Raw genomic sequence first — 25,565 nt, 5'->3', positions numbered from 1 at the left:
GAGGCAACAATGAAACGATGCACACTGAGCCTGCGGCTCGGTGCGGTCGCGCTCGGATTAGTGTGCTCCGCCGTACAGGCGGAGTCACTGACGCTGACGCAGACACTCGCCGCTGCCGAACGTTACTCCGCCGAACTGTCCGCCAATCGTAACGAAGCGCAAGCGCTGGATGCGATGGCGGATTCCGCCCGTCAGTTGCCGGATCCGAAGCTGAAATTCGGGATCGAAAACGTACCGGTGCAGGGCAACAACGACCGCCGTTTGACCCGTGAAGGCATGACCATGCAGCGGGTTGGCATCATGCAGCAATACATCAGCGCGGAAAAACGTGACCGCAAGGCCGATACGCTGTTGGCTGAAGCGCAGAGTGTGAGCGCCAAATCTGCCGTGGTGCGCGCCACGTTACAGCGCGATACCGCACAGGCATGGCTTGATCTGGCGCTCTCAGAGAAAGCCGTGCAAACCGCCCGCAAACTGCTGGAGGAGACTGAGCGACAGCAGGGGGCGCAGCGCGCCAGCGTTGGGGCAGGCAGCGCCGCACCGGACAGCGTACTGGCCTTGCGGATTGGGCTTAGCGCCATGCGCGACAAAGTCACCCTTGCCGAGCGGGATGTGCAACTGGCGCAAACCCGTCTGATGCAACTCACCGGGCAAAGCGTGACCGATATTGCCGGTGAACTCCCCCGTTACCAGCGCCTGCCCGCCGATGAAAAAACGCTTGAGCAGGGCATCGCACAACATCCTGATGTGGTGGCCGCCGCCAGCGCCGCTAACAGCGCTAAAGCCCGTTCTGCGGAGTCGGCGATTGCCGCCATTCCGGATGTGGAAGTGGAGGTGTGGTATGGCCGGCGCGCCGAAGGCTATGAAGATATGGCCGGGGTGATGTTTACCGTCGATCTGCCGCTGTTCCAGTCACGCCGCCAGGATAAAGACCACGCGGCGGATGTCTCCCGCACGATGCAGGCTAACGATCAACTGGCGCTTGCCGGGCGTGAGCACATGGCGCAACTGCACTCACTGATTGCCGAATATAACGCGGCACAAACCTTATGGATGCGCCAGCGCGATGAAGTGCTACCGCTGGTGCGCCAACGCGCCACGCTATTGGCGGCGCAATACCGATCCGGGCAGAGCGCGCTGCCGGAACTGCTGGATGCGCGGCGTAATGTGCTCGACAGCGAACTGGCCGCAAACCAGGCCGAAAAAGAGATGGCGCGGACATGGGCCGCGATCCGCTGGTTGATCCCGCAGGAGTTGATGTGATGAAAAAGAGCATAGTTGCCGTTGTGATTGCCGCCGGCGTGGCTGCGGGTATTGGGTATGTGACCGGGCGGCAACATACCGCGCCTGCCACTTCAACGGAAGCGGCCCCCGCGCGTAAAGTGTTGTACTGGTACGATCCGATGATGCCGGATCAACGTTTTGATAAGCCGGGTAAATCCCCATTTATGGATATGCCGCTGGTGCCGCGTTATGCCGATGACGCGCCCGCTGCTGGCGGGGTGAGCGTCAGTGCGCAGCAACAGCAGAATCTGGGCATGACCACCGGGCGCGTGGAACAACGTGTGCTGGCCAGCGCGTTTTCCGCCTTTGCCACCGTGACCACCGATGAGCGCAGCATTCAGAGCGTGCCGTCACCGGCGGCCGGGGTGGTGGAAAAACTCTTTGTTCGTGCACCGCAACAGTGGGTGAAAAAAGGCCAACCGTTGGCGCAGTTATGGATCCCTCAATGGACTACCGCTCAGCAGGAGTATCTGGCTGTTCGCCAGTTGGGGGATAGTGAACTGACCCGCGCAGCCCGTGAACGACTGGCGTTGCAGTTTATGCCGGAAGCGATCATTCGGGTCGTCGAACGCAGTGGTAAACCGGAAACGCGGCTGACGCTGCGCGCTGACAAAGACGGGTATGTGGTCAAACTGGATTCGCGCGAAGGCGCGCAGGTGGCTGCCACGCAAAGTCTGTTTGAGCTGGCGAGCCTCGATCCGGTGTGGCTGGTGGTGGATTACCCGCCAACCCAGGCACAAGCGCTGGCGACGGGCAGCGAGATTGTGGCGACCTCGGCGAGCTGGCCGGGTGAGCAATTTCACGGTCGCGTCAGCGAACTGTTGCCGCAACTGGAGACCGCCACCCGTACGCTGAAAGCCCGTATCGTGCTGGACAATCCCCAACAAAAACTGAAACCCGGTATGTTTCTGACCGTCTCCACTGCGGCGTCCGCGCAGCAGCCTGCGGTGTTGGCTATTCCGGAAGAGGCGTTGATTGAAACCGGCGCTGCCAGCCGGGTATTGCTGGCTACCGGCGACGGTCATTTCCGGGCGGTAAATGTCACCACCGGGCGCACCGCGCAGGGCTGGACGGAAGTGTTGTCTGGTCTTAACGCGGGTGACAGTGTGGTGACCTCCGGTCAGTTCCTGATTGACTCTGAAGCGAACCTGCGCAGCGCGTTACCGGAACAACAGGCCACACAGACTGCGAAGAAAAACGTGCAGCAGTACGACGCTACCGGCGTGGTGAAAGCCATTGATGCGGGCAGCATCACGCTGTCGCACCAGCCCATTCCGGCGCTGAACTGGGGGGCGATGACCATGGACTTTGTTGTGAAACAACCTGATCCGGCGATTAAAGTCGGGGATACGGTGATGTTTAGTTTCATGCTGGATGATGAGGAAGGCGCGGTGATCACCCACCTGATGCCGATGCAGGAGGCAATGAAATGATTGCTGCCGTTATTCGCGCCTCGTTGCGAAACCGCTTGTTGATCCTGCTGGCTGCCGTGGTGCTGACCGGCTGGGGATTATGGTCGGTTCAGCGTGCACCGCTGGATGCGCTACCGGATCTGTCGGATGTGCAGGTCATTATTCGCGCCAGCTACCCGGGGAAGGCGCCGCAAATTATCGAAGATCAGGTCACTTATCCGTTAACCACCGCCATGTTATCCGTACCGGGGGCGAAAACCGTGCGCGGTTATTCAATGTTTGGCGATGCATATGTCTATGTTTTGTTTGAAGACTATACCGATCTCTACTGGGCGCGATCGCGGGTCCTGGAAAACCTGAGCCAGATCCAGTCATCGCTGCCTGCGGGGGTGAACGTGGGGCTGGGACCGGACGCAACCGGTGTGGGGTGGGTCTACGAATACGCGTTGGTGGATCGCAGTGGGAAACACAACCTTGCGGATCTGCGGGCGTTGCAGGACTGGACGCTCAAGTTTGAGCTGAAAACGGTGCCGAATGTGGCGGAGGTCGCCAGCGTTGGCGGGATGGTGCGCCAGTATCAGATAGTACCGGATCCGGCGCGCATGCGGGCGCTTAACATTACGCACGAGCAGATTGTGAATGCCGTGCAGGCGGCGAACCAGGAGAGCGGCGGCGCATTGCTGGAGATGGGCGAAGCGGAATTTATGGTGCGCACCACGGGCTATCTGCGCCAGTTGGCGGATTTTCGCCAGATAGTGATTGCCAGCCGCGATGGCGTGCCAGTGATGTTATCTGATGTGGCCACGGTACGCCTTGGGCCTGAGCTGCGCCGTGGCGTGGCGGAGTATAACGGCGAAGGGGAGGTCGCGGGCGGTATCATTGTGATGCGTTACGGCAAAAACGCGCTGGACACCATTCATGCCGTGAAAGCAAAGCTCAGCGAGATACAGAAAACATTACCTGCGGGTGTTGAGATCGTTCCGGTGTATGACCGCTCGACGCTGATTGAGCATGCCGTTGAGACGCTGACCCATAAGCTGATTGAGGAATTCATCGTTGTTGCGCTGGTTTGTACGCTGTTTCTGTTTCACTTTCGCTCTGCGCTGGTGGCGATTGTCTCTTTGCCATTAGGGATCCTCGGCGCGTTTATCGTCATGCACTATCAGGGGATTAACGCCAATATCATGTCGCTGGGGGGGATTGCCATCGCCATCGGCGCGATGGTGGATGCCGCCATCGTGATGATAGAGAACATGCATAAAGTGATGGAGCAGTGGCGGCACGATAACCCCGGACAGCAGCCAACGGGGGCGGATTACTGGCGCTTCTCGGAAAGAGCAGCGGTTGAAGTGGGGCCTGCGCTGTTTTGCAGTCTGTTGATCATTACCTTGTCGTTTATTCCGGTTTTTTCCCTGGAGGCGCAGGAAGGGCGGATGTTTTCACCGCTGGCCTTTACCAAAACCTGGGCGATGGCGGTGGCCGCAGGTTTCGGGATAACACTGGTGCCGGTGCTGATGGGGCTGTTTATTCGCGGTAAGATCCCTGATGAGAAAGCCAACCCGATTAACCGTTTTCTGATCCGCATTTATGAACCGCTGTTGGATCGCGTACTGGCCTGGCCGAAGGCGACGCTGGGGCTGGCGCTCTTGTTGCTGCTGGCAACGCTGTGGCCGCTCAGTCGATTGGGCAGCGAGTTTATGCCGCCGCTCAACGAAGGCGATCTCCTGTATATGCCGTCGACGCTACCGGGGATTTCGGCCCGCGAAGCCGGGCGTTTGTTACAGCAAACCGACCGGCTCATTAAAAGCGTACCGGAAGTAGAAAGCGTGTTTGGCAAAGCCGGACGTGCCGAGAGCGCGACCGATCCCGCGCCGCTAACGATGCTGGAAACCACCATCCATTTTAAACCTCGCGACCAGTGGCGTGCCGGTATGACGCCGGAAAAACTGGTGGCGGAACTGGATAAAACCGTCAATGTGCCAGGGATCGCTAACGTTTGGGTTCCGCCCATTCGTAACCGACTGGACATGCTGGCGACGGGGATCAAAAGCCCGGTGGGCATAAAGGTGAACGGTAATAATATTGCCGATATTGAGCGCGTGGCGCAGCAAATCGAACAGGTGGTGAAAACCGTGCCGGGCGTAACCTCCGCGCTGGCAGAGCGCCTGGCGGGTGGTCGCTATGTCGATATCACGATTAACCGCCAGCAGGCGGCGCGCTATGGGGTCTCGGTCAAAGAGCTGCAATCGCTGGTTTCCACGCTGGTGGGCGGCGAAAACATTGGCGAAGTCCTGCAAGGGCGCGAGCGTTATCCAATCAATGTGCGCTACCCGCGAGAACTGCGTGATAATGTTGATGATCTGCGGAATTTGCCGGTGATCACCGAAAATGGCAGCCAGATTGCGCTTGGTGAACTGGCGGATATTGTCGTGAAAGAAGGGCCTCCGATGCTGAAAAGCGAAAACGCGCGGCTTTCCAACTGGATCTACGTTGATTTACGTGGACGGGATTTAAAATCAGCGGTTGATGAGATGCAGCAGCGGGTGGCGCAACAGGTGCAGTTACCGCAAGGGGTTACGCTCTCCTGGTCGGGACAATTTGAATATCTTGAGCGCGCCACGGCAAAACTGAAAATTGTCTTGCCGGTGACGCTAATGATTATCTTTGTGCTGTTATTTATTACCTTTAAACGGGTTTCCGATGCCCTGTTAATAATGGGGACATTACCTTTCTCGTTGATTGGCGGTGTCTGGTTACTGTGGCTGCTGGGCTATAATTTGTCCGTTGCCGGGGCGGTTGGGTTTATTGCACTTGCTGGTGTGGCGGCCGAGTTCGGCGTTATTATGGTGCTCTATCTCAATCATGCGCTGGAGAAATACCGGCGACCTGATCCTGATGAAGGAAATAAGGTGTTGATGCGCGCCATCCACGAAGGAGCGGTGCTGCGCGTACGCCCGAAAGTGATGACGGTAGCGACCATTATGGCGGGGTTACTGCCTATCATGTGGGGCGGGGGCAGCGGTTCCGAGGTGATGAGCCGCATTGCGGCACCGATGATTGGCGGCATGGTAACGGCGCCGTTGTTGTCGATGTTTGTTATTCCGGCCATTTATTTACTGCTGCATCGCCAACGCTGAATTAATTTTGCGCTCCGTATTCGGGGCGCATCTAATTGTATTAGCGGAAAAAATTTATTATGGCCGAAAAACAATGCCGCTGCGTTTTCAGAATTAATCTGATTTCGTTAAGAGAATATTCAGATACCCTGTCCGAGAATATACGTCGATTCGTAACATGGAATGAATACGGTGTTTGTAAATAAGAAGATTTTGTGGATTTTATTCTCTTTATTTTGTCAGCTTTCGGTGGTTTCCACACACGCAGCAGAAAACAGCTGGTTTTCTGATTTTACTGACAATGTGAAGCAAACCTGGCAGCAGCCTGAGCATTACGACTTGTATGTGCCGGCGATCACCTGGCATGCGCGTTTTGCCTATGACAAGGAAAAAACTGACCGCTATAACGAGCGTCCCTGGGGCGCGGGGTTTGGTCAGTCTCGCTGGGATGAAAACGGTAACTGGCACGGCCTGTATCTGATGGCGTTTAAAGACTCCTTCAACAAATGGGAGCCGATTGGCGGTTACGGTTGGGAGAAAACCTGGCGCCCGCTGGCGGACGATAATTTCCGCCTGGGATTGGGGTACACGGCAGGCTTTACCGCGCGTGATAACTGGCACTACATCCCGATCCCGGTGCTGCTGCCGCTGGCGTCGATTGGCTACGGTCCGGCAACGTTCCAGATGACCTATATCCCCGGCACATACAACAACGGTAACGTTTACTTCGCCTGGATGCGTTTTCAGTTCTGAGGGCAGTAAAGGGGGTAAAAGCGGGTTGACGCGGTGCGCAATTTTTATACAGCGCGTGAAATGCGGCATAAACCTGCTACCGAAAAAAAGTTAGCGACATTTATCACTTTTTAGTGAATAACGACTGGACAAAAGTCGCTACAATTGTTGTACTGATACCCGACACAGCATTTGTGTCGTTTTTTCATGTAAAGGTAATTTTGATGTCTAAGATTAAAGGTAACGTTAAGTGGTTTAATGAATCCAAAGGATTCGGTTTCATTACTCCGGAAGATGGCAGCAAAGACGTGTTCGTACACTTCTCTGCAATCCAGAGCAATGGTTTCAAAACTCTGGCTGAAGGTCAGCGCGTTGAGTTTGAAATCACTAACGGTGCCAAAGGCCCATCTGCTGCAAACGTAATGCCTGTCTAATTGAGCTACGTTTAGCAAGAATCCCAAAACCCGCCTCACGGCGGGTTTTTTTTATCCCTTCAGTTTGCATTCGCCGCAGAAAACAGCCAGAACGCCAGCGCTGTCATCGCAAACGATCCCAGCAGGTTCACCGCCACGTTAACGAGGGCCCAGCCAGCGCGCCCATCCTGCAACAGAAACACCACTTCCGCCGAAAATGTGGAAAAGGTGGTCAGCCCGCCGCAAAAACCGGTGGTCAGCAAGACTTTCCACAGCGGATCGATATGCGTCATGCGGTTGAACCACGCCAGCCCCATGCCAATGATAAATGCGCCAAGCAGGTTGGCCGTCAGCGTACCGAGAGGGATAATTTGATGCGTTGGGTTAAGCTTCATACTCAACAGCCAGCGCGCCACGCTGCCTGTGCCCCCGCCGATAAATACCGCTAAAAGAAGTTGTAACACGGTGAAATCCTGCTATTTGATTTGTTAGAGTGGATGAGTGTAGCGCCGCCGCCATTTTCTGGCTATCGCGGTGAAGCGAGAGGATAACGAGATGATTGTTGCGGCGGGACAATTTGTGGTGACGCCTGACTGGCGCACCAACGCGCAAACCTGTGTGGCGTTAATGGCGCAGGCCGCTTCTCAGCAGGCGTCGCTATTGGTGCTGCCAGAGGCTTTGCTGGCGCGGGATGATAATGACCCTCACCTGTCGGTAAAATCCGCTCAGCGGCTCGATGGCGGCTTCCTGACGCTGCTTTGCGAGGAGAGTCGACGCAATACCCTGACGACGGTGCTGACGGTGCATGTGCCTTCTACCGAAGGGCGGGCGTTTAATACGCTGGTGGTATTGCGCGGCGGTAAGGTGATCGCGCAGTATGCCAAGCTGCATCTGTACGACGCGTTTAATATTCAGGAATCGGCGCGGGTGGATGCCGGAGATGACGTTGCGCCGTTAATCGACATTGAGGGGATGAAGGTGGGTCTGATGACCTGCTACGATTTGCGTTTTCCTGAGCTGGCAATGAAGCTGGCGCTTGATGGCGCACAGTTGCTGGTGTTGCCTGCGGCCTGGGTGCGTGGTCCACTCAAAGAACAGCACTGGGCAACGTTGCTGTCGGCGCGGGCGCTCGACACCACATGCTATGTGGTGGCGGCCGGGGAGTGCGGTAACAAAAATATCGGGCAAAGCCGGATTGTTGACCCACAAGGCGTAACGCTGGCTGCGGCAGCAGAAGCGCCTGCGCTGATCGTTGCGGAGGTCAGCGAGGAACGTGTAGCGCAAACGCGGGATACGTTGCCCGTGTTACGTAACCGGCGCTTCGCTGCACCACGATTGTTGTGATGTTTTTTTAAACAACACTTGATCCATCTCGTTACAGATTGCTATTGTGTGCGCGCGTCGAATGACCGTTAATGAAATCGGGTTATAATGACGTTTTATGCAGCCTGTTTTACGAAAGAAGGTATCTATGGGTGAGATTAGTATTACCAAACTGCTGGTCGTGGCCGCACTGGTTGTCCTGCTGTTTGGGACCAAGAAACTGCGCACGTTGGGCGGCGATCTGGGTGCAGCCATCAAAGGCTTTAAAAAAGCGATGAACGATGATGATGCAGCGAAGAAAGAAGCCGAAGGCGAAGTCACTGCAGAGAAACTCTCTCACAAAGAGTAATAGCGCCCCGACAGGCGAAAAAAAACCGGCCACTGAGCCGGTTTTTTTGTAGGTTGTGTAAGGAAGTATTACTTCACTTCGATGCCTTTTGCCTGCAAATCCGCATGGTAAGAGGAGCGAACGAACGGACCGCATGCTGCGTGGGTAAAGCCCATCGCCAGCGCTTCTTCTTTCATCTCATCAAACTCATCCGGGCTGACATAGCGCTGCACCGGCAGGTGATGACGGCTCGGTTGCAGATACTGACCCAGCGTTAACATCGTCACGCCGTGGCGGCGCAGGTCGCGCATAACGTCAATGATTTCGGCATTGGTTTCGCCTAAACCGACCATCAGACCGGATTTCGTCGGGATCTCCGGATGCGCTTCTTTAAAACGCTCCAGCAGCTTCAGTGACCAGTTGTAATCCGCTCCCGGGCGAACCTGACGGTAAATACGCGGCACGTTCTCCAGGTTGTGGTTAAACACGTCTGGCGGGGTTGCTGTGAGGATATCCAGCGCACGATCCATGCGTCCACGGAAGTCAGGTACCAGCGTTTCGATTTTAATCGTCGGGCTCTTCTCGCGAATAGCGGTAATACAATCAGCAAAATGCTGTGCGCCGCCGTCGCGCAGGTCATCACGGTCAACCGAAGTGATGACCACGTAACGCAATGCCATATCTGCGATAGTTTGCGCCAGTTTTTGCGGTTCGTTAGCGTCTGGCGCCACCGGACGACCGTGGGCCACATCGCAGAACGGGCAGCGACGGGTGCAGATCGCGCCGAGGATCATAAACGTGGCGGTACCATGGTTGAAACACTCAGCGAGGTTCGGACAGGACGCCTCTTCGCAAACAGAATGCAGGCCGTTTTTACGCATGGCCGCTTTGATACCCTGAATACGGGAAGAGTCAGCCGGAAGTTTGATTTTCATCCATTCCGGTTTTCTTAGCAGGGCTTCGCGCTCTGTGGCCACGTTTTTAACCGGGATAAGAGCCATTTTATCGGCATCGCGGTACTTAACACCGCGTTCCATCACAATGGGTTTACTCATAGCGTGCGTGTTCCAGTTGCGGATAACGAAGTAAGCATTTCAATTCAAGGGAATGTTGTATTTATCAACTATTTTTGAATTAACTTGCGCGCAGTATACCATTGATGGAGGGCAGAAAGCAGCCTGACAACGGGGCTATTTGTAAAATAGTTGTTGTTTTGTGCCAAATGCCCAGTAAGGGTTAGCACATTCGCCAGGTGAGAACGGGCTTTAAAAAGCCCGTCGGATAACATTGATAACGTTTTCCAGCACCGGATCTCGCAGGCTCAATTTATTGTAATACAGCGAGATATCCAGCCGCTCGTTGCTGATTGGCGGGTAATCAATTTCCACCAGCGGCCAGCAATCGCTAAACAATTTGAACAAACGCGTTGTCATCAGTCCCAGCAGGTCAGTGTTGCCGATCAGTGCTGCAATAGTAAACATATTGTAACTGCTGAAACTGATCTGGCGCTCTGGAAAGAGATCCTGCACGCGCTGACGTAAGCCGCTCAGATTTTGCGCTTCCAGCATCACCATCGTGTGCTCGTACTGCTGCAAAACCTCTTCGTTGATTGGCCCGTTCAGACAAGGATGCCCTTTACGGCACACCAACATCAGGCGGTCGGTATACAGCACATGGCTATTGAGCGCGCGCGATGAGGGGAGGTGAGTATCAATAATTAAATCCGTCTGAAACTGACTGAGCTGGCTTTCCCCATCTTTGACCGGAATATTGCGCATCATCAGATGCGGGGCATTGGCTTTTATCGCCTGATAGATAACCGGAAGGGCTAACGCGCCAATAGACGGCGTTGTGCCGACGGTAATCGTGCGCTGTTTATCGTAGCTGCCAGTGAGATCCAACGCGCCGAGGATAGATTCCAGCCCCTGGCTGATATATTCATGCAGATGAGAGGCATAAGCCGTAGGCGTGACGCCCTGGCCTTTTCGAATGAAAAGCGGATCTGGAAATATTGAGCGCAGTTTCTGAATTGACTGGCTAATAGCGGAAGGGGTGAGGTTGAGCACTTTTGCCGCGTTAACAATCCCTTTATGGACATATACCGCCTCAAAAATAGTCAATAAGTTGAGATCAATATTGCGCAGTGTCCGGAAGATTTGCGGCTTGTCGTCCTCGGGGCGCCCGGTTATTCGCTTTGCCGGCAGGTTATTATTCTCCACGCTAGTGCTCCGTAATCATTCGCAATATGAATGATAGTTGAATTTGTTTTTTTTGTTGATTATTAATTTGAGTTAACGTCCTGTCACATATCAGCATTACGTAGATTTTTCATCGCGATGGCGGACAAGCACTCAAAAGACGATTGGCCATAAGCACGAATACGAAGCCCGGGAAAGCATCGCAATGCTTATTAACCCGACAAGGCAGGTAGGTTGAAAATAGAGAATATGGCACCTATTGTAAAGCGCTAACAGGCCAAATAAATAACGACCCGCACAAAATGCGGGCCGTAATACATCATATATTAAGCGCTCATATATTGATGTGGTGGATTGTTTAGTAACGCTAAAAATTCCCGGATAAGAATTGTCCTTATTTTATCCATATCCGCTTTTTGTGAAAGCTGACTGATCTGGGTCATTTCCATCCCGGCATATCCACAGGGATTGATGCGCATAAAGGGGGCCAGGTCCATGGCGATATTCAGCGCCAGGCCATGAAATGAGCACCCTTTACGAATGCGCAGCCCCAGCGAACAGATCTTTTTACCATCGACATACACGCCCGGCGCATCGGCGCGAGCCTGCGCCGGGATGTCCAGTATTGCCAGCGTATTGATGACCGTATTTTCCAGCAATGTAACAAGTTCACGCACGCCAATTTTGCGACGCTTAAGATTTATTAAAACGTACATCACTTGCTGACCCGGTCCGTGGTAGGTGACCTGGCCACCGCGATCGCTCTGGATCACTGGAATATCGCCGGTTGCCAGCAGGTGTTCAGCTTTGCCGGCCTGACCCTGGGTAAAGACCGGCATATGTTCGACCAGCCAGATTTCGTCAGGCGTTGTATCGTCACGGGTATCGGTGAATTCATGCATCGCCCGGGACACGGGATCGTAAGGCTGTAAGCCCAGATTGCGGATGAGGATTGTATCCTGAGACAAAACGGCATCTCCGGGGGAGAAAAGAGTGGGGGGAGTATATCACAGCGAAGACGTTACCCGAATGCTTCCGGGCAACGTCTGCTGGCATTACAGCACCATGCGAACAATTTCGATGTTGCCGAGTTCTTCGTAAAGAATCTCAACCTGCTCGATGTGCGTTGCATTAATGGTGATAGAGACCGAGTGGTAATTGCCTTTGCTGCTCGGTTTTACCTGCGGAGAGTAATCACCTGGCGCATGGCGCTGTACCACTTCAACCACCAGATCAACCAGCTCTGGTTTCGCCAGACCCATCACTTTGTAAGTAAAGGGTGTCGGGAATTCAAGCAGTTCTTTGAGATTGGTTTTCATGTCAGCTCCGGCGTAAAAAAGAACAACTCCTGCCGCAGGGGCAGGAGTTTTTTGGATACGTAGTATATGGGGACGAAAATCACACTTTCAAGTGTTCAATTCTTAACCAAACCAGTGATGGAACATCAATTTAATGTAATCAATGATTTTGCCAAAGAAATTGCCTTCCGGGATTTCCTGCAGCACGACCAGCGGGCGCTGCTCGATCGTTTTGCCATCAAGCTGGAAGTTAATGGAACCGACAACCTGATTTTTCTGCAGCGGCGCATGCAGCTCGCTGTTGTTCAGCACATAGCTGGCTTTCAGATCTTTCATGCGGCCGCGCGGGATAGTCAGATACACGTCTTTATCCACGCCCAGCGATGCGCGATCGCTGTCGCCGAACCAGGCCGGTTCAGAAGCGAATTCTTTACCTGCTTTCAGAGGGCTCACGGTTTCGAAGAAGCGGAAGCCCCAGGTCAGCAATTTTTTGCTTTCGGTTTCACGGCCTTTAAAGGTACGACCGCCCATCACCGCCGAGATCAAACGCATCTGACCTTCAGTCGCCGACGCCACCAGGTTGTAACCCGCTTTGTCGGTATGACCGGTTTTAATGCCATCAACGTTCAGACTGTTGTCCCACAGCAGACCGTTACGGTTGGTCTGGCGGATGCCGTTGAAGGTGAACTCTTTCTCTTTATAGATGGAGTACTCGTTCGGTACATCGCGGATCAGCGCCTGGCCAATCAGCGCCATATCGCGTGCGGAGCTGTACTGACCATCAGCGTCCAGGCCATGTACGGTCTGGAAATGGCTGTTTTGCAGGCCAAGGGCGCGCACATAGTTGTTCATCAGGCCAACAAACGCGTCCTGGCTACCCGCGACATAGTCCGCCATCGCCACGCACGCATCGTTACCGGATTGCAGGTTAATCCCACGGATAAGCTGGGAAACCGGCACCTGCATGCCAGGTTTCAGGAACATCAGTGAAGAGCCGCGGAACACCGGGTTACCGGTCGCCCATGCGTCGTTACCAATCGTCACCAGGTCGCTGTCTTTAAACTTGCCCGCTTTCATCGCCTGACCGATAACGTAGCTGGTCATCATTTTGGTCAGACTGGCCGGATCGCGACGCGCGTCAGCGTTTTGTTCCGCCAGCACTTTGCCGGAGTTGTAATCGATCAGGATATAGGACTCCGCATCGATTTGCGGCACGCCAGGGATCATGGTTTTAATATTCAGGTCATCGGCGTGAGCAGCAGAAAGTGTGGCTGCGGTCAGCGCCGTGGTGAGCGCAAGGCGCTGCACAAAACGAACGGAGAGAGTGGTCTTCATGGTCGAACTACGACATCCGTGATGGAGTTAAAAAAAGTGCCTTACTATAGCAAAAGCTATATCGGCAGGCATCTGACTTTCCGCATGACTTTGTGAATGATGCTTACAGAAGTTGACAGAATCAGATGCCTTACCCGGTTACTGCGCGCCAGTAACAAACGATTGTAACTGCGCTTCATTTTGCAAACGCCCCTGCAGGGCGCTGGCATCGGCTTTATTACTGAACGGCCCTAACTGTACCCGCCAGACCGCGCCGTTTTGCACAACACGGCCCGGAACGGAGAATTGCTGCGCCAGGCGCTGCTGATACTGCTGCGCGCGTGCCTGATCGCTCACCGCACCGACCTGCACCATATACCCGCTGGTTGCCGTTGCGGTCGCAGTGGTTGCGGCGGTGCGTGTAGTTGCGGCGCTTGTACTGGTGGTTGCCACATGCCCCTGCACAGAACCCGGTGCAGTCACCGGCGCGGTGCGGGTCGCGGCAGGTGCGGTGGTTTGCACTGCCGATGTGTTCTGACTGGCCGACATCATGGATGTGGTGGTGGTCGACGGTGTGACGGCGCTTTGCGTCGTCGTGTCGCTCCCTTCCAACACGCCCGCGGCCAGCGGCGTTTGCGCGCCCAGGAAGCCACCGCTTTTTACCGGTGCGCCGGCAGCATCGTCGCTTTTCAACGTATCATTGCTGATGGCCTGAACATTCCCCTGTGGCTGCGCGGCTTGAGGCGCTGATGAGACGCTGCCCAGTCCGCCGCCAAGATCGGGACGATCCGGCAGAACGTAGGTCTGCTGAGCAACCTTGGTGCAGGCCATGCCTGGGCCGGAAAGAGAACCATCCTGCGCGACAATAATCGGATCGATACGCACTTTGGTGTTGTTGGACGTATTCAGGCGATCTGCCGCCGCGCGAGACAGAGAAATAACACGGTCGTTGCCATACGGGCCGCGATCGTTAATACGCACCACAATCATCCGCCCGTTGGCGAGGTTGGTGATACGGGCGTAGCTCGGGATCGGCAGAGTAGGGTGCGCCGCGGTCAGTTGCGCCGGGTCGAACGCTTCGCCGGAAGCCGTTAAGTTGCTGCCCGGTTCGGCATCGTAAATGGCAGCCAGGCCTGCCTGACTGAAGCGGGAGGGATCCTGAACCACTTTGTAGCTTTTGCCATCGCGCTGATAATCCTGATTCGCCGTGGCATTGAGCGGCTCGTAATGAGGCTCAGCACCGCTGATTTCAACGACAGGGCCGTTGCACACGACAGGTTGCGGCGCAACGGTCGTTTGCTGTTGACCATTATCATTTGAACATGCCGCCAGTAATCCTGCTGCTATGCAGACCCCAAGCCATTGCTTACGCATTGCGCACCTCTTATCGTTAGACGCTTTTGGACAACATTTTCCTGTGAGTATGGATCGACATAACGATACCAAACCCGGCCATGAGTACGATCAGGGCGGACCCCCCGTAACTTATCAGTGGCAACGGTACGCCCACAACCGGCAGGATACCACTCACCATACCAATATTTACGAACACATAAACGAACAAAATCAACATCAAACCCCCGGCCATGACCCGGCCAAAGGTGGTTTGCGCCCGGGCGGCAATCCATAGCCCACGCATAATTAACAGCAGATAAAGCGCCAGCAAAATCAAAATCCCCACCAGACCCAGTTCTTCCGCCAGCACGGCAAAAATAAAGTCAGTATGGCGCTCTGGCAAGAATTCTAGCTGCGACTGGGTACCATGCAACCAGCCTTTGCCGCTCAGCCCGCCGGAACCAATGGCGATTTTTGACTGAATAATATGATAGCCCGCGCCCAGCGGATCGGTTTCCGGATCGAGCAGCATCATCACGCGCTGGCGTTGATAATCATGCATCAGGAAGAACCACAGCACCGGAATAAAGGCGGCGATAAGCACCACGGCAATACCGATTAACCGCCAGCTCAGGCCGGAAAGGAACAGCACAAACAGCCCGGAAAGCACCACCAGAATCGAGGTACCCAGGTCCGGTTGTGCGGCGACTAACAGCGTTGGCACAAAGATCAGTACCAGTGCGATGCCGGTGTTTTTCAACGACGGCGGGCAAACATCGCGGTTAATAAAACGCGCGACCATCAATGGCACGGCAATTTTGGCAATTTCCGACGGCTGAAAACGCACGATACCCAGGTCCAGCCAGCGTTGCGCGCCTTTCGAAATCGCACCGAAAGCATCTACCGCCACCAGCAGAATCACGCAGAAGATATAGAGGTAGGGCGCCCAGCCTTCATACACACGCGGCGGAACCTGCGCCATGACCACCATGATGATCAGGCCCATCGTAATCTGCCCGATTTTACGTTCGGTCATGCCAATGTCCTGGCCGCTGGCGCTCCAGATAACGATCGCGCTGTAAAACAGCAGCGCGAGAACGATGAGCATCAGTGTCGGATCGATATGGATTTTATCCCAGAACGATTTTTTGTTCGGATTGTCCGTCATGATTATTGGTCCTCCGTCGCCGCCGCTGACGGGTTTTCCGTTGGCAAGTCGGTGTTGTTATCGCCCAGCATAATATGGTCGAGGATTTGACGCATAATTGTCCCGACGGCCGGGCCAGCGCCGCCGTTCTCCAGGATCATCGCAACGGCGACCTGGGGATTGTCATAAGGCGCAAATGCGGTCATCAGTTTATGGTCGCGCAGGCGTTCCGCAATGCGGTGCGCGTTATACGTTTCGTTAGCTTTCAGGCCGAATACCTGCGCGGTACCGGATTTTGCGGCAACCTTGTACGGCGCATTGGCGAAATATTTATGGCCGGTACCGTTAGCGCGGTTAGCCACGCCATACATCCCGTCCTTGGCAATTTCCCAGTAGCCGGAATGGATGTCGCCTACCGGTGGCTGCGTGGGTTGTTTCCACGGGACCTGCTTGCCATCTTCCACGGTGCTCATCAGCAGATGCGGCACTTTGACGATACCGTCATTAATCAGGGTCATCATGGCCTTGTTCATCTGCAACGGGGTGGCAGTCCAGTAACCCTGGCCAATCCCGACCGGGATGGTGTCACCCTGATACCAGGGTTTTTTAAAGCGTTTCAGTTTCCATTCGCGCGTTGGCATATTACCGGAGCGCTCTTCAGAGAGGTCAACGCCGGTATACTGCCCGTAACCAAATTTGCCCATCCACTCAGCAAGACGGTCGATACCCATGTCATAGGCAACCTGATAGAAGAAGGTATCGGCGGACTCTTCCAGCGATTTGGTGATATTCAGGTGGCCGTGGCCCCATTTTTTCCAGTCACGGTAACGCTTGTCTGAGCCCGGCAACTGCCACCAGCCCGGGTCAAACAGGCTGGTATTGCGGTTAATAACGCCTGCGCTGAGCGCGGAGACCGCCACGTACGGCTTCACTGTAGAGGCTGGCGGATAGACCCCCTGCGTTGCGCGGTTGATCAGCGGCGTATTCGGATCGTTAAGCAACGAGGCGTAGTCCTTGCTGGAAATCCCGTCGACGAACAGGTTCGGATCGTAGCTTGGTGTTGAGACCAGCGCGAGAATGCTGCCGCTGCGCGGATCGGTGACCACGACGGCGGCGCGACTGCCAGCCAGCAGTGTTTCAATGTACTGCTGCAGTTTTAAATCCAGCGTCAGGTAGATGTCATGACCGGCCTGCGGCGGCACTTCTTTCAACTGACGGATGACGCGACCACGGTTGTTGACTTCCACTTCTTCATAACCCGTCTGGCCATGCAGGACGTCTTCGTAATAGCGTTCAATACCGAGTTTGCCGATATCGTGGGTCGCGGCATAGTTTGCCAGCTTGCCCTCTTTATCCAGCCGGTCGACGTCTTTATCGTTAATCTTCGAAACATAGCCAATGACATGGGTCAGCGCGGAACCATAGGGGTAGTAACGGCGTTTGTAGCCTTTTACTTCAACGCCGGGAAAGCGGTACTGGTTAACCGCAAAGCGTGCGACCTGGACTTCGGTCAGGTTGGTTTTTACCGGAATCGAGGTGAAACGGTGTGAACGTGAGCGCTCTTTTTTAAAGTTGGCGATATCGTCATCGTTCAGATCGACCACGTCGCGAAGCGCATCCAGCGTTTGCTGCACGTCATCGACCTTCTCCGGCATCATTTCGACCTGGTAGATGGTGCGGTTAAGTGCGAGCGGCGTGCCGTTACGATCGTAAATAATGCCGCGACTTGGCGGAATGGGTACCAGTTTGATGCGGTTTTCGTTGGAGCGGGTCTGATAGTCCGCAAAACGGACGATTTGCAGATTATAAAGGTTGGCGACCAGCACGCCGGAAAGCAGCAAAATCCCCGTAAAGGCGACCACCGCCCGGCGCACAAACAGCGCGGACTCAGCCGTATAGTCGCGAAAAGAATTCTGTAATTTCATCCGCTGCTTAATCTGCCTAAGACTTGTCATTACTCACGATGGTAAGGATGGTTGGTGGTAATACTCCATGCGCGGTAAAGGCTTTCCGCAACCAGCACGCGCACCAGCGGGTGAGGAAGCGTCAGCGCAGAGAGCGACCAACTTTGTTCTGCCGCGGCTTTACAGGCGGGGGATAACCCTTCCGGCCCGCCGATCAGCAGGCTGACGTCACGCCCGTCCTGCTTCCAGCGTTCCAGTTCGATAGCCAGTTGCGGCGTATCCCAGGGCTTGCCGGGGATATCGAGGGTGACGATACGGTTTTTGCCCGCTGCCGCCAGCATCAGTTCACCCTCTTTGTCGAGAATACGTTTGATATCTGCGTTTTTACCGCGCTTTCCCGCGGGAATTTCCACCAGTTCGAAGGGCATATCTTTGGGAAAACGGCGCAGATATTCACTAAAACCTGTCTGTACCCAGTCCGGCATTTTTGTGCCGACGGCGACCAGTTGCAGCTTCACGCATTAGCTCCAGAGTTTTTCCAGTTCATACAGGCGACGGCTCTCTTCCTGCATGACATGGACAATGACATCGCCCAGATCGACCACAACCCAGTCAGCGGCGCTTTCGCCTTCCACACCCAACGGCATCATGCCTGCTGCGCGCGATTCCTGCACCACGTGATCCGCGATGGAGACAACATGGCGGGTGGAAGTGCCGGTGCAGATAATCATGCAATCTGTGATGCTGGATTTACCCTGTACGTCGATGGCGATGATGTCCTGACCTTTCAGGTCATCAATTTTGTCGATAATAAAATCCTGGAGTGCTTTACCCTGCAAGTGTTCCCCCTGAGTGAACAAAAAGTGAGCTATTAATAAGCGGCCTGACATTATACCTGAAGTGCATCGATTGTCGGGATAAATGTCGGGTCCTGGCAATTTCGAAGCGGGCTATCATCCCATCACGGCCGTGGGATTGCATTGTCATTTTTGTAAAACAATTTCTGCGCGCGGAGAATATCAGCCTGCCGTGGCGTGTCAATGACCTAATTACCGCCACGAATGGGATGATGAAAAAAAACGCTATGTCTCGTCCGTTTGCCAGATGGCGCGGCTATTTAATACGCGAAGCGTGGCGAAATCATCATGAATATCAATTGCACTCCAGCACCCCTGATCAACGCGGAAATGCCACAGCGAGGAAGCCGACATGTTTAACAGCCGGGCAATCAGTAAACTGAGTACGCCCTGATGGCTGACCACCAGCACATTCTGCTGCTGACGGAGATCGGTAAGCGTGGCAATAAACTGCTCGACGCGCAGGGAGAAGGCCTGAAAACCTTCGCCGTTCGTCGGAACCGCATTCTGCCAGTCCGTACACCAGGCGGCATAACTCTCCGGATCTTCGCGTGTTAAATCGCGGTGATGGCGCATCTCCCAATCACCGAAAAACATCTCATTGAGCAGCGACGTGGTGTGCACCGTGATATCACGGTTTTCCAGCACCCATTGCGCGGTGTGCCGTGCCCGCTCAAGCTCGCTGCATAACACATGATCGAAGGGAACCGCCTGCAGCAAACCATGAAGTGTCTGTGCCTGGGCCAGCCCTTTTGCTGTCAATGGTGTTGGCGAATGGCCACTGTAGAGGCCTGCTACATTCGCTTCCGTTTCACCATGGCGTATCAGCCAGAGTCGCATAATGGTCTCCCGTCCCGATTTCTGCGCAAAGTTTAACACTGCATCCTGAATCCACTTGTCTTTTTCGTTTAAGATTGTCGTTTTTGACCGGAGCGGAAGATGGCTTTGTTTCATAGCGCGCATGGCGGCAATACCCGTGAGGCGGCAGCACTGCTGGGCATTGCCCCGGAGCAACTCCTCGATTTCAGTGCCAATATTAACCCGGCCGGTATGCCGGCATCGCTCAAACGCGCGTTGCAAAACAACCTGGCGTTGGCTGAGCGTTATCCGGACGTTGAGTACCAACGCCTGCACCAGGCGCTGGCTGCGCACCATCAGATACCGGCGTCATGGATCCTGGCGGGTAATGGTGAAACGGAAGCCATCTTTGCCCTGGTCAATGCACTGGCGCCGCGCAAGGCGATGTTAGTGACGCCCGGTTTTGCCGAATACCGCCGTGCGCTAACGCAGGTGGGGTGCGATATTGCCGAATTTCACCTGCGGGAAGAAGAGGGCTGGCAACTGACCGGGCGGGTGCTGGACGCGTTGACGCCCGATCTGGACTGTCTGTTCCTTTGCACGCCCAATAACCCTACCGGGTTACTGCCGGACGATACGCTGCTGCATGCCATTACTGCACGCTGTAAAACCCTCGGTATCGCACTGGTTCTTGATGAAGCCTTTATGGATTTTATTCGCGATCGTTCGGGGTTTATTCCGCACCTTGCGGATAACCCGCATCTGTGGGTGTTGCGATCGTTGACCAAGTTTTACGCCATTCCCGGCCTGCGTCTTGGCTATGTCGTGGGCAGCGATGTGCAAAGGGTTGCGCGTATGCGCGCGATGCAAATGCCGTGGTCAATCAATGCCTTCGCGGCGCTGGCGGGAGAAGTGATTTTGCAGGATACCGCCTATCAGCAGGCCAGCTGGCGGTGGCTGGAACAGGAGCGACCACGTTTGCGGGCGGCACTGGCTGCGTTATCCGCGCTGACCGTCTGGCCCGGTGTGGCAAACTATCTTTTTCTGCGCTGCGATGCGCCGGATAGTGCGTTGCAGCGAGCGCTGCTGGAGAGGCACATCCTGATCCGCAGTTGTGCCAATTATCCAGGTCTGGACGGCCATTATTATCGTGTGGCGGTACGAAGTGAAGAGGAAAACGACCGGCTTATCGCTGCGATGGGCTCGGTGCTTAGCGGTACAGACCCTGTTCTTTGATATAGTCCAGCACCGGGGTGGGCAGCAGATCGTCACACTGCTCGCCTTTTTCCAGCCGCTCGCGGATAAGTGTCGCAGAAATATTGAACCACGGCGTTTCCGCGAGGTAAATTTTCCCCGCGGGCAAGGTATGAAGCATTTCCGCATCGGTGGTGAGGTGGGACTCCAGCCATTGCTGATGCGCTTCCTGTTCCATGGTTAACGGGTAGCCGGGGCGACGGCAGACAATCAGATGGCAATTATCGAGAATGGTGTCGGCATGGTGCCAGCCAGGGAAGGTGAGCAGGGAGTCCTGACCGATGATAAACGCCAGCGAGCGCTGCGGGCCTTGCTCTTCGCGCCACTCCTGCAATGTCTGCGCCGTATAAGACGGCGTGTCGCGGCGAAGTTCCCGCTCATCAAGGGTAAACAGCGGCTTGTCCGCAATCGCCAGTTCAACCATGGTCTTACGCTGCTGACTGCTGGCTTCCGGTTGTGGGCGGTGTGGGGGCACATTATTAGGCATGATTATGACCCGCGAAAGGCCGATCTGATTCGCCAGCGCTTCAACGGGTTTCAGGTGCCCGTAATGAACAGGATCAAACGTACCGCCAAACATGGCCTGCAACTGATTCATATCAACCATCAATAAAAACGTCTGCCAGTGCCTTATGACAGAGTAGCAGAGAAAGGCTTTCCAGCTCGGCCCACACCGATTGACCAAAGTCCTGTTTCACCACCAGCTCAATACGGCTCAGCAGGTGAACGGCCTGACGCAACTGATCGGCGCTCAGGCGATTCAGCGCCTCGCCGGTCACACCGCGACGGTTTTGCCATACACGATGTTTATCAAACAGTGCGCGTAACGGCGTATGCGCGGATTGCCGTTTTAACGTCACCAGCAACAGCAGCTCGCGTTGCACGGTGCGCAGCAGGATCACTGGTTCACAGGCTTCCAGCCGTAACTGGCTAAGAATATGCAACGCGCGTTTGCTTTTGCCTGCCAGCAGCGCATCCACCCAATGAAATGGCGTAAAGTGCGCCGCATCGTTAACCGCTTGTTCCACACGCGGCAGGGTGAGTTTGCCATCCGGCCACAGCAGAGCCAGTCGCTCCAGCGCCTGCGCCAGTGCCAGCAGATTGCCTTCATAGCAATAGCAGAGCAGCTGATTGGCGGCGTCGTCCAGCTCCAGTTTGTTCTGCTTTGCCCGGGCGGCAACCCAGCGGGGGAGATTCGCTTGCTCCGGCGTCTGGCAACTGATCTGCACGGCATGGTTGTTCAGTTGAGTTAACCAGGCTGCGTTTTCCTGCGCTTTTGTTAGCTTGTTGCCGCGAACAATTAGCAGCAGATCGTCATGCAGTAACGCCACCAGCTTAGCCAGTTGTTCATTCATGGCCGCATTGGGGCCATTTTCCGGCAATTGCAGCAGTAAGGTCTGGCGGCTGGCAAACAGGCTGAGTGCCTGACAGATGGAAAAGATCGCGTCCCAGTCGGTGCTGGCATCCAGAGTGAAAGTGTGATGTTCAGTGAAGCCCTGCGCCACAGCAATCTGGCGTACGGCGTCCTGGCTCTCTTGCAGCAATAACGGATCGTTACCGAGGAGCAGATACGCCGCGCGCAGCCCTTCATTGAGCTGCGCGCGGAGTTGTTCCGGATACAACCTGAGCATTAGCTACCCGGTTTAGCCGAAACGGAGGAGGAAGATGCGCCGTCAGCATGCGATTGTGATGCATCTGCTGTATGAACGCTTGGCAGCTTACGAATCAACTGTTCCGCCGCTTTGTCGTACATTTCGCGAATGATCATGTCCTGCTCGGCATCTTTCGCCAGCGCTGTTTGCGGGTTATCAAAGAACGAACGGTACACTTTCGTGCTGATTGGGTAAATGTCATGACCCGGGATCAGCACGCTGGCGTTGACCGTCAGCACCATTTGGTATTCCGCCGTGCGGCCATCCTGGAAAATGGACGCCGTGTCACGGGCAAACGTCACGGCGCCAAGGCGCAATGAAGGCACATCCTGACGCAGCGACTCTTTTTCCAGCAGTTCAACGCCATTCAGACGCAGCTGGCTGCGAATGGCGCGGCTCAGCGGGCCGTTCGGATCTCCGGAATCGAAGATCATCGTTTTCATCTCAGCAGGCACTTGCGTAGAGCTACGCAGATGCCAGCCGCAACCAGCGGTGATCAACACCGCCAGTGATAACAACAATGTAGCCAGATATCGCACGCTTCCTCCCGCGCTTAGCCAACGACCAGATTGAGCAGTTTACCCGGTACGTAAATCACTTTACGTACGGTAACGCCATCAAGATATTTCGCGACCAGATGCTCCTGGCCTGCGCGTTCACGCACCTGTTCTTCGGTGGCATCGACGGCGACGGTAATTTTACCGCGCACTTTGCCGTTCACCTGTACGACGACCAGCGTGGTGTTCTCCACCATGGCTTGCTCATCCGCAACCGGCCATGGCGCGTTGTCGATATCGCCTTCGCCGCCCAGCTCTTGCCACAGGGTGAAGCTTGCGTGCGGTGTGAACGGGTTCAGCATACGCACTACTGCCAGCAGCGCTTCCTGCATCAGTGCACGGTCTTGCGCGCTTTCCAGCGGTGCTTTCGCCAGTTTGTTCATCAGCTCCATAATCGCCGCAATCGCGGTGTTGAAGGTCTGACGGCGACCGATATCATCGGACACTTTGGCGATGGTTTTATGCACGTCGCGACGCAGCGCTTGTTGCTCGTCGTTCAGTGTAGCCACATCCAGCGCGGAGACGGCGCCCTGTGCTGTGTGCTCGTAAACCAGTTTCCAGACGCGTTTCAGGAAGCGGTTTGCGCCTTCCACGCCGGATTCCTGCCATTCCAGCGTCATGTCCGCCGGAGAGGCAAACATCATAAACAGACGTACGGTGTCCGCGCCGTAACGTTCCACCATTTCCTGCGGGTCGATACCGTTGTTTTTCGACTTGGACATTTTGCTCATGCCGGTATACACCAGCTCATGACCTGCCGGATCTTTGGCGTTAACGATGCGGCCTTTCTCGTCGCGTTCAACGATAGCGTCTTTCGGCGACACCCAGTTACGTTCGCCGTTTTCGCCCACGTAATAGAAGGCGTCCGCCAGTACCATCCCCTGACACAGCAGCTGTTTAGCCGGCTCGTCGGAGTTGACCATACCTGCATCGCGCATCAGTTTGTGGAAGAAGCGGAAGTAGAGCAGGTGCATGATGGCGTGTTCGATACCGCCAATGTAAATATCTACCGGCAACCAGTAGTTAGCTGCTTTCGGGTCCAGCATGCCTTCGCTGTGCTGCGGGCAGGTATAACGCGCGTAGTACCAGGAGGACTCCATAAAGGTGTCGAAGGTGTCGGTTTCGCGCAGCGCTGGCTGACCGTTAACGGTGGTTTTCGCCCACTCCGGGTCTGCTTTGATCGGGCTGGTAATCCCGTCCATCACCACATCTTCCGGCAGGATCACCGGCAACTGGTCTTCCGGTGTTGGGATCACGGTGCCATCTTCCAGGGTGACCATCGGAATCGGCGCGCCCCAGTAACGCTGGCGGGAAACACCCCAGTCGCGCAGGCGGAAGTTGACTTTGCGCTCGCCCACGCCTTTGGCTGCCAGTTTATCGGCGATGGCGTTGAAAGCCGCGGTGAAATCAAGACCGTTAAACTCACCGGAGTTAAACAACACGCCTTTTTCGGTCAGCGCCTGCGCGGAAAGATCCGGCTCGCTGCCATCGGCGTTAAGAATAACGGGCTTAATGGTCAGGTTGTATTTGGTGGCGAACTCGTAGTCGCGCTGATCGTGGCCCGGAACAGCCATCACTGCGCCAGTACCGTACTCCATCAGCACAAAGTTTGCCGCCCAGACGGGAATGGCTTCGCCAGTCAGCGGGTGAATCGCTTTCAGACCGGTGTCGACGCCTTTTTTCTCCATCGTCGCCATATCGGCTTCCGCCACTTTGGTATTGCGGCATTCATCGATAAAGGCGGCCAGTTCCGGTTTGCTCGCCGCAGCCTGTTGCGCCAGCGGGTGGCCCGCAGCGACAGCCAGGTAAGTGGCGCCCATAAAGGTGTCCGGACGGGTGGTGTAAACGGTTAGTTTCTGGTCGCTGTTCTGGACGTCAAAAGTGATTTCCACGCCTTCGGAACGGCCAATCCAGTTGCGCTGCATGGTTTTAACGGTATCCGGCCAGTGGTCCAGATTGTCCAGGTCGTTCAGCAGCTCATCGGCATAGGCGGTGATTTTGATAAACCACTGCGGGATCTCTTTACGCTCAACTTTGGTGTCGCAGCGCCAGCAGCAGCCGTCGATAACCTGTTCGTTTGCCAGTACGGTCTGGTCGTTCGGGCACCAGTTCACCGCAGAGGTTTTCTTGTACACGAGGCCTTTTTTATACAGCTCGGTAAAGAACTTCTGTTCCCAGCGGTAGTATTCCGGGGTGCAGGTTGCCAGCTCGCGGCTCCAGTCATAGCCAAAGCCCAGCATTTTGAGCTGGTTTTTCATGTAGGCGATGTTGTCGTAGGTCCACGGTGCCGGCGCGGTGTTATTTTTCACCGCAGCACCTTCAGCGGGCAGGCCAAACGCGTCCCAGCCGATGGGCTGCAGGACGTTTTTACCCAGCATGCGCTGGTAACGTGAAATCACATCGCCGATGGTGTAGTTACGAACGTGGCCCATGTGTAGTCGGCCAGAAGGATAGGGGAGCATTGACAGGCAATAGTATTTTTCTTTGCTCTCGTCTTCAGTAACTTCGAATGTGCGCTTTTCTTCCCAGTGGCGCTGTACGTTGGATTCTATCTCTTCCGGGCGGTATTGCTCTTGCATGGCACCAGTAGTCCTGTTTTTGATACCGCTACGAATGTAGCGTTGTTACGTGGTTTTTCAGATC

Annotated in this window: 24 protein-coding genes; 8 read left to right on the top strand and 16 right to left on the bottom strand. The window is 55.1% G+C overall.

Annotated elements, in window-relative coordinates; genetic code table 11:
* Positions 1-9: 9 nt before the first annotated feature.
* The 5 genes from ACQ3G7_RS04645 to cspE all read left to right on the top strand — a co-directional run bounded on the left by ACQ3G7_RS04645 (position 10) and on the right by cspE (position 6,978).
* Complete coding sequence (locus tag ACQ3G7_RS04645) at positions 10-1,263, top strand: TolC family protein (RefSeq protein ID WP_430888999.1); 1,254 nt, start codon at positions 10-12, stop codon at positions 1,261-1,263.
* Positions 1,263-2,717 (top strand): efflux RND transporter periplasmic adaptor subunit, encoded by a 1,455-nt coding sequence (locus tag ACQ3G7_RS04640; RefSeq protein ID WP_430888998.1) that lies wholly within the window; start codon positions 1,263-1,265, stop codon positions 2,715-2,717. The genes ACQ3G7_RS04645 and ACQ3G7_RS04640 overlap by 1 nt, the downstream gene beginning before the upstream one ends.
* A complete protein-coding gene (locus ACQ3G7_RS04635; protein ID WP_430888997.1) occupies positions 2,714-5,833 on the top strand; it encodes an efflux RND transporter permease subunit in 3,120 nt (1,039 codons plus the stop codon). Before ACQ3G7_RS04640 ends, ACQ3G7_RS04635 begins: the two co-directional genes overlap by 4 nt.
* A 162-nt stretch (positions 5,834-5,995) precedes the next feature.
* Positions 5,996-6,565: a lipid IV(A) palmitoyltransferase PagP gene (gene pagP, locus ACQ3G7_RS04630; RefSeq protein WP_430888996.1), complete on the top strand. Its 570-nt coding sequence runs from the start codon at positions 5,996-5,998 to the stop codon at positions 6,563-6,565.
* A gap of 203 nt (positions 6,566-6,768) precedes the next feature.
* A complete protein-coding gene (gene cspE / locus ACQ3G7_RS04625; protein ID WP_007373839.1) occupies positions 6,769-6,978 on the top strand; it encodes a transcription antiterminator/RNA stability regulator CspE in 210 nt (69 codons plus the stop codon).
* Between the two features lie 59 nt (positions 6,979-7,037).
* On the opposite strand, the gene crcB is transcribed toward cspE, so the two are convergent.
* Positions 7,038-7,421 (bottom strand): fluoride efflux transporter CrcB, encoded by a 384-nt coding sequence (gene crcB / locus ACQ3G7_RS04620; protein WP_430888995.1) that lies wholly within the window; start codon positions 7,419-7,421, stop codon positions 7,038-7,040.
* A gap of 91 nt (positions 7,422-7,512) precedes the next feature.
* Between crcB and ACQ3G7_RS04615 the strand changes: the two genes are divergently transcribed.
* Positions 7,513-8,301 carry a deaminated glutathione amidase gene (locus ACQ3G7_RS04615; protein WP_430888994.1) on the top strand — a complete coding sequence of 263 codons (789 nt, stop codon included), beginning with the start codon at positions 7,513-7,515 and terminating at the stop codon, positions 8,299-8,301.
* A gap of 127 nt (positions 8,302-8,428) precedes the next feature.
* Entirely contained in the window at positions 8,429-8,629 is a 201-nt protein-coding gene (gene tatE, locus ACQ3G7_RS04610; protein ID WP_061494431.1) for a twin-arginine translocase subunit TatE, read from the top strand.
* A 68-nt stretch (positions 8,630-8,697) separates the two neighbouring features.
* On the opposite strand, the gene lipA is transcribed toward tatE, so the two are convergent.
* The 11 genes from lipA to ACQ3G7_RS04555 all read right to left on the bottom strand — a co-directional run bounded on the left by lipA (position 8,698) and on the right by ACQ3G7_RS04555 (position 19,501).
* Complete coding sequence (gene lipA / locus ACQ3G7_RS04605) at positions 8,698-9,663, bottom strand: lipoyl synthase (protein ID WP_061494432.1); 966 nt, start codon at positions 9,661-9,663, stop codon at positions 8,698-8,700.
* A gap of 210 nt (positions 9,664-9,873) precedes the next feature.
* Positions 9,874-10,827, bottom strand: coding sequence for a YbeF family transcriptional regulator (locus ACQ3G7_RS04600; protein WP_263097534.1), 954 nt, complete (start codon positions 10,825-10,827; stop codon positions 9,874-9,876).
* 305 nt (positions 10,828-11,132) lie between these two features.
* Positions 11,133-11,774 carry a lipoyl(octanoyl) transferase LipB gene (gene lipB / locus ACQ3G7_RS04595; protein WP_430888993.1) on the bottom strand — a complete coding sequence of 214 codons (642 nt, stop codon included), beginning with the start codon at positions 11,772-11,774 and terminating at the stop codon, positions 11,133-11,135.
* 87 nt (positions 11,775-11,861) lie between these two features.
* Positions 11,862-12,125 (bottom strand): DUF493 family protein YbeD, encoded by a 264-nt coding sequence (ybeD, locus tag ACQ3G7_RS04590; RefSeq protein ID WP_263097532.1) that lies wholly within the window; start codon positions 12,123-12,125, stop codon positions 11,862-11,864.
* Positions 12,126-12,227: 102 nt separating this feature from the next.
* Positions 12,228-13,439, bottom strand: coding sequence for a D-alanyl-D-alanine carboxypeptidase DacA (gene dacA / locus ACQ3G7_RS04585; RefSeq protein WP_263097531.1), 1,212 nt, complete (start codon positions 13,437-13,439; stop codon positions 12,228-12,230).
* 138 nt (positions 13,440-13,577) lie between these two features.
* Positions 13,578-14,792: an endolytic peptidoglycan transglycosylase RlpA gene (gene rlpA, locus ACQ3G7_RS04580; protein ID WP_430888992.1), complete on the bottom strand. Its 1,215-nt coding sequence runs from the start codon at positions 14,790-14,792 to the stop codon at positions 13,578-13,580.
* Between the two features lie 16 nt (positions 14,793-14,808).
* Complete coding sequence (mrdB, locus tag ACQ3G7_RS04575; RefSeq protein WP_430888991.1) at positions 14,809-15,921, bottom strand: peptidoglycan glycosyltransferase MrdB; 1,113 nt, start codon at positions 15,919-15,921, stop codon at positions 14,809-14,811.
* A gap of 2 nt (positions 15,922-15,923) precedes the next feature.
* Positions 15,924-17,825 (bottom strand): peptidoglycan DD-transpeptidase MrdA, encoded by a 1,902-nt coding sequence (gene mrdA, locus ACQ3G7_RS04570; RefSeq protein WP_263097528.1) that lies wholly within the window; start codon positions 17,823-17,825, stop codon positions 15,924-15,926.
* Positions 17,826-17,854: 29 nt separating this feature from the next.
* Entirely contained in the window at positions 17,855-18,322 is a 468-nt protein-coding gene (gene rlmH, locus ACQ3G7_RS04565; RefSeq protein ID WP_061494440.1) for a 23S rRNA (pseudouridine(1915)-N(3))-methyltransferase RlmH, read from the bottom strand.
* 3 nt (positions 18,323-18,325) lie between these two features.
* Positions 18,326-18,643 (bottom strand): ribosome silencing factor, encoded by a 318-nt coding sequence (rsfS, locus tag ACQ3G7_RS04560; protein WP_061494441.1) that lies wholly within the window; start codon positions 18,641-18,643, stop codon positions 18,326-18,328.
* A 243-nt stretch (positions 18,644-18,886) separates the two neighbouring features.
* On the bottom strand, positions 18,887-19,501 hold the full coding sequence (locus ACQ3G7_RS04555) for an adenosylcobalamin/alpha-ribazole phosphatase (protein ID WP_430888990.1): 615 nt from the start codon (positions 19,499-19,501) through the stop codon (positions 18,887-18,889).
* A gap of 99 nt (positions 19,502-19,600) precedes the next feature.
* On the opposite strand from ACQ3G7_RS04555, the gene cobD reads away from it, so the two are divergent.
* Positions 19,601-20,695, top strand: a complete 1,095-nt coding sequence (gene cobD, locus ACQ3G7_RS04550; RefSeq protein ID WP_430888989.1) for a threonine-phosphate decarboxylase CobD — start codon at positions 19,601-19,603, stop codon at positions 20,693-20,695.
* Here the strand turns inward: cobD and nadD are convergent.
* The 4 genes from nadD to leuS are packed head-to-tail and all read right to left on the bottom strand — an operon-like array spanning position 20,670 to position 25,501.
* On the bottom strand, positions 20,670-21,320 hold the full coding sequence (nadD, locus tag ACQ3G7_RS04545) for a nicotinate-nucleotide adenylyltransferase (protein ID WP_430888988.1): 651 nt from the start codon (positions 21,318-21,320) through the stop codon (positions 20,670-20,672). The genes cobD and nadD overlap by 26 nt on opposite strands.
* Positions 21,313-22,344 carry a DNA polymerase III subunit delta gene (gene holA / locus ACQ3G7_RS04540; protein ID WP_061494444.1) on the bottom strand — a complete coding sequence of 344 codons (1,032 nt, stop codon included), beginning with the start codon at positions 22,342-22,344 and terminating at the stop codon, positions 21,313-21,315. Before holA ends, nadD begins: the two co-directional genes overlap by 8 nt.
* Entirely contained in the window at positions 22,344-22,904 is a 561-nt protein-coding gene (lptE, locus tag ACQ3G7_RS04535) for an LPS assembly lipoprotein LptE (RefSeq protein ID WP_430888987.1), read from the bottom strand. Before lptE ends, holA begins: the two co-directional genes overlap by 1 nt.
* A gap of 14 nt (positions 22,905-22,918) precedes the next feature.
* Positions 22,919-25,501, bottom strand: a complete 2,583-nt coding sequence (leuS, locus tag ACQ3G7_RS04530; protein ID WP_430888986.1) for a leucine--tRNA ligase — start codon at positions 25,499-25,501, stop codon at positions 22,919-22,921.
* Between the last annotated feature and the right edge of the window lie 64 nt (positions 25,502-25,565).

Source organism: Kosakonia sp. N21 (assembly GCF_050587465.1).
Taxonomy (GTDB): Bacteria; Pseudomonadota; Gammaproteobacteria; order Enterobacterales; family Enterobacteriaceae.
Note: the sequence above shows the minus strand (reverse complement) of the source record. Positions and strands in the feature narration are given on the sequence as shown.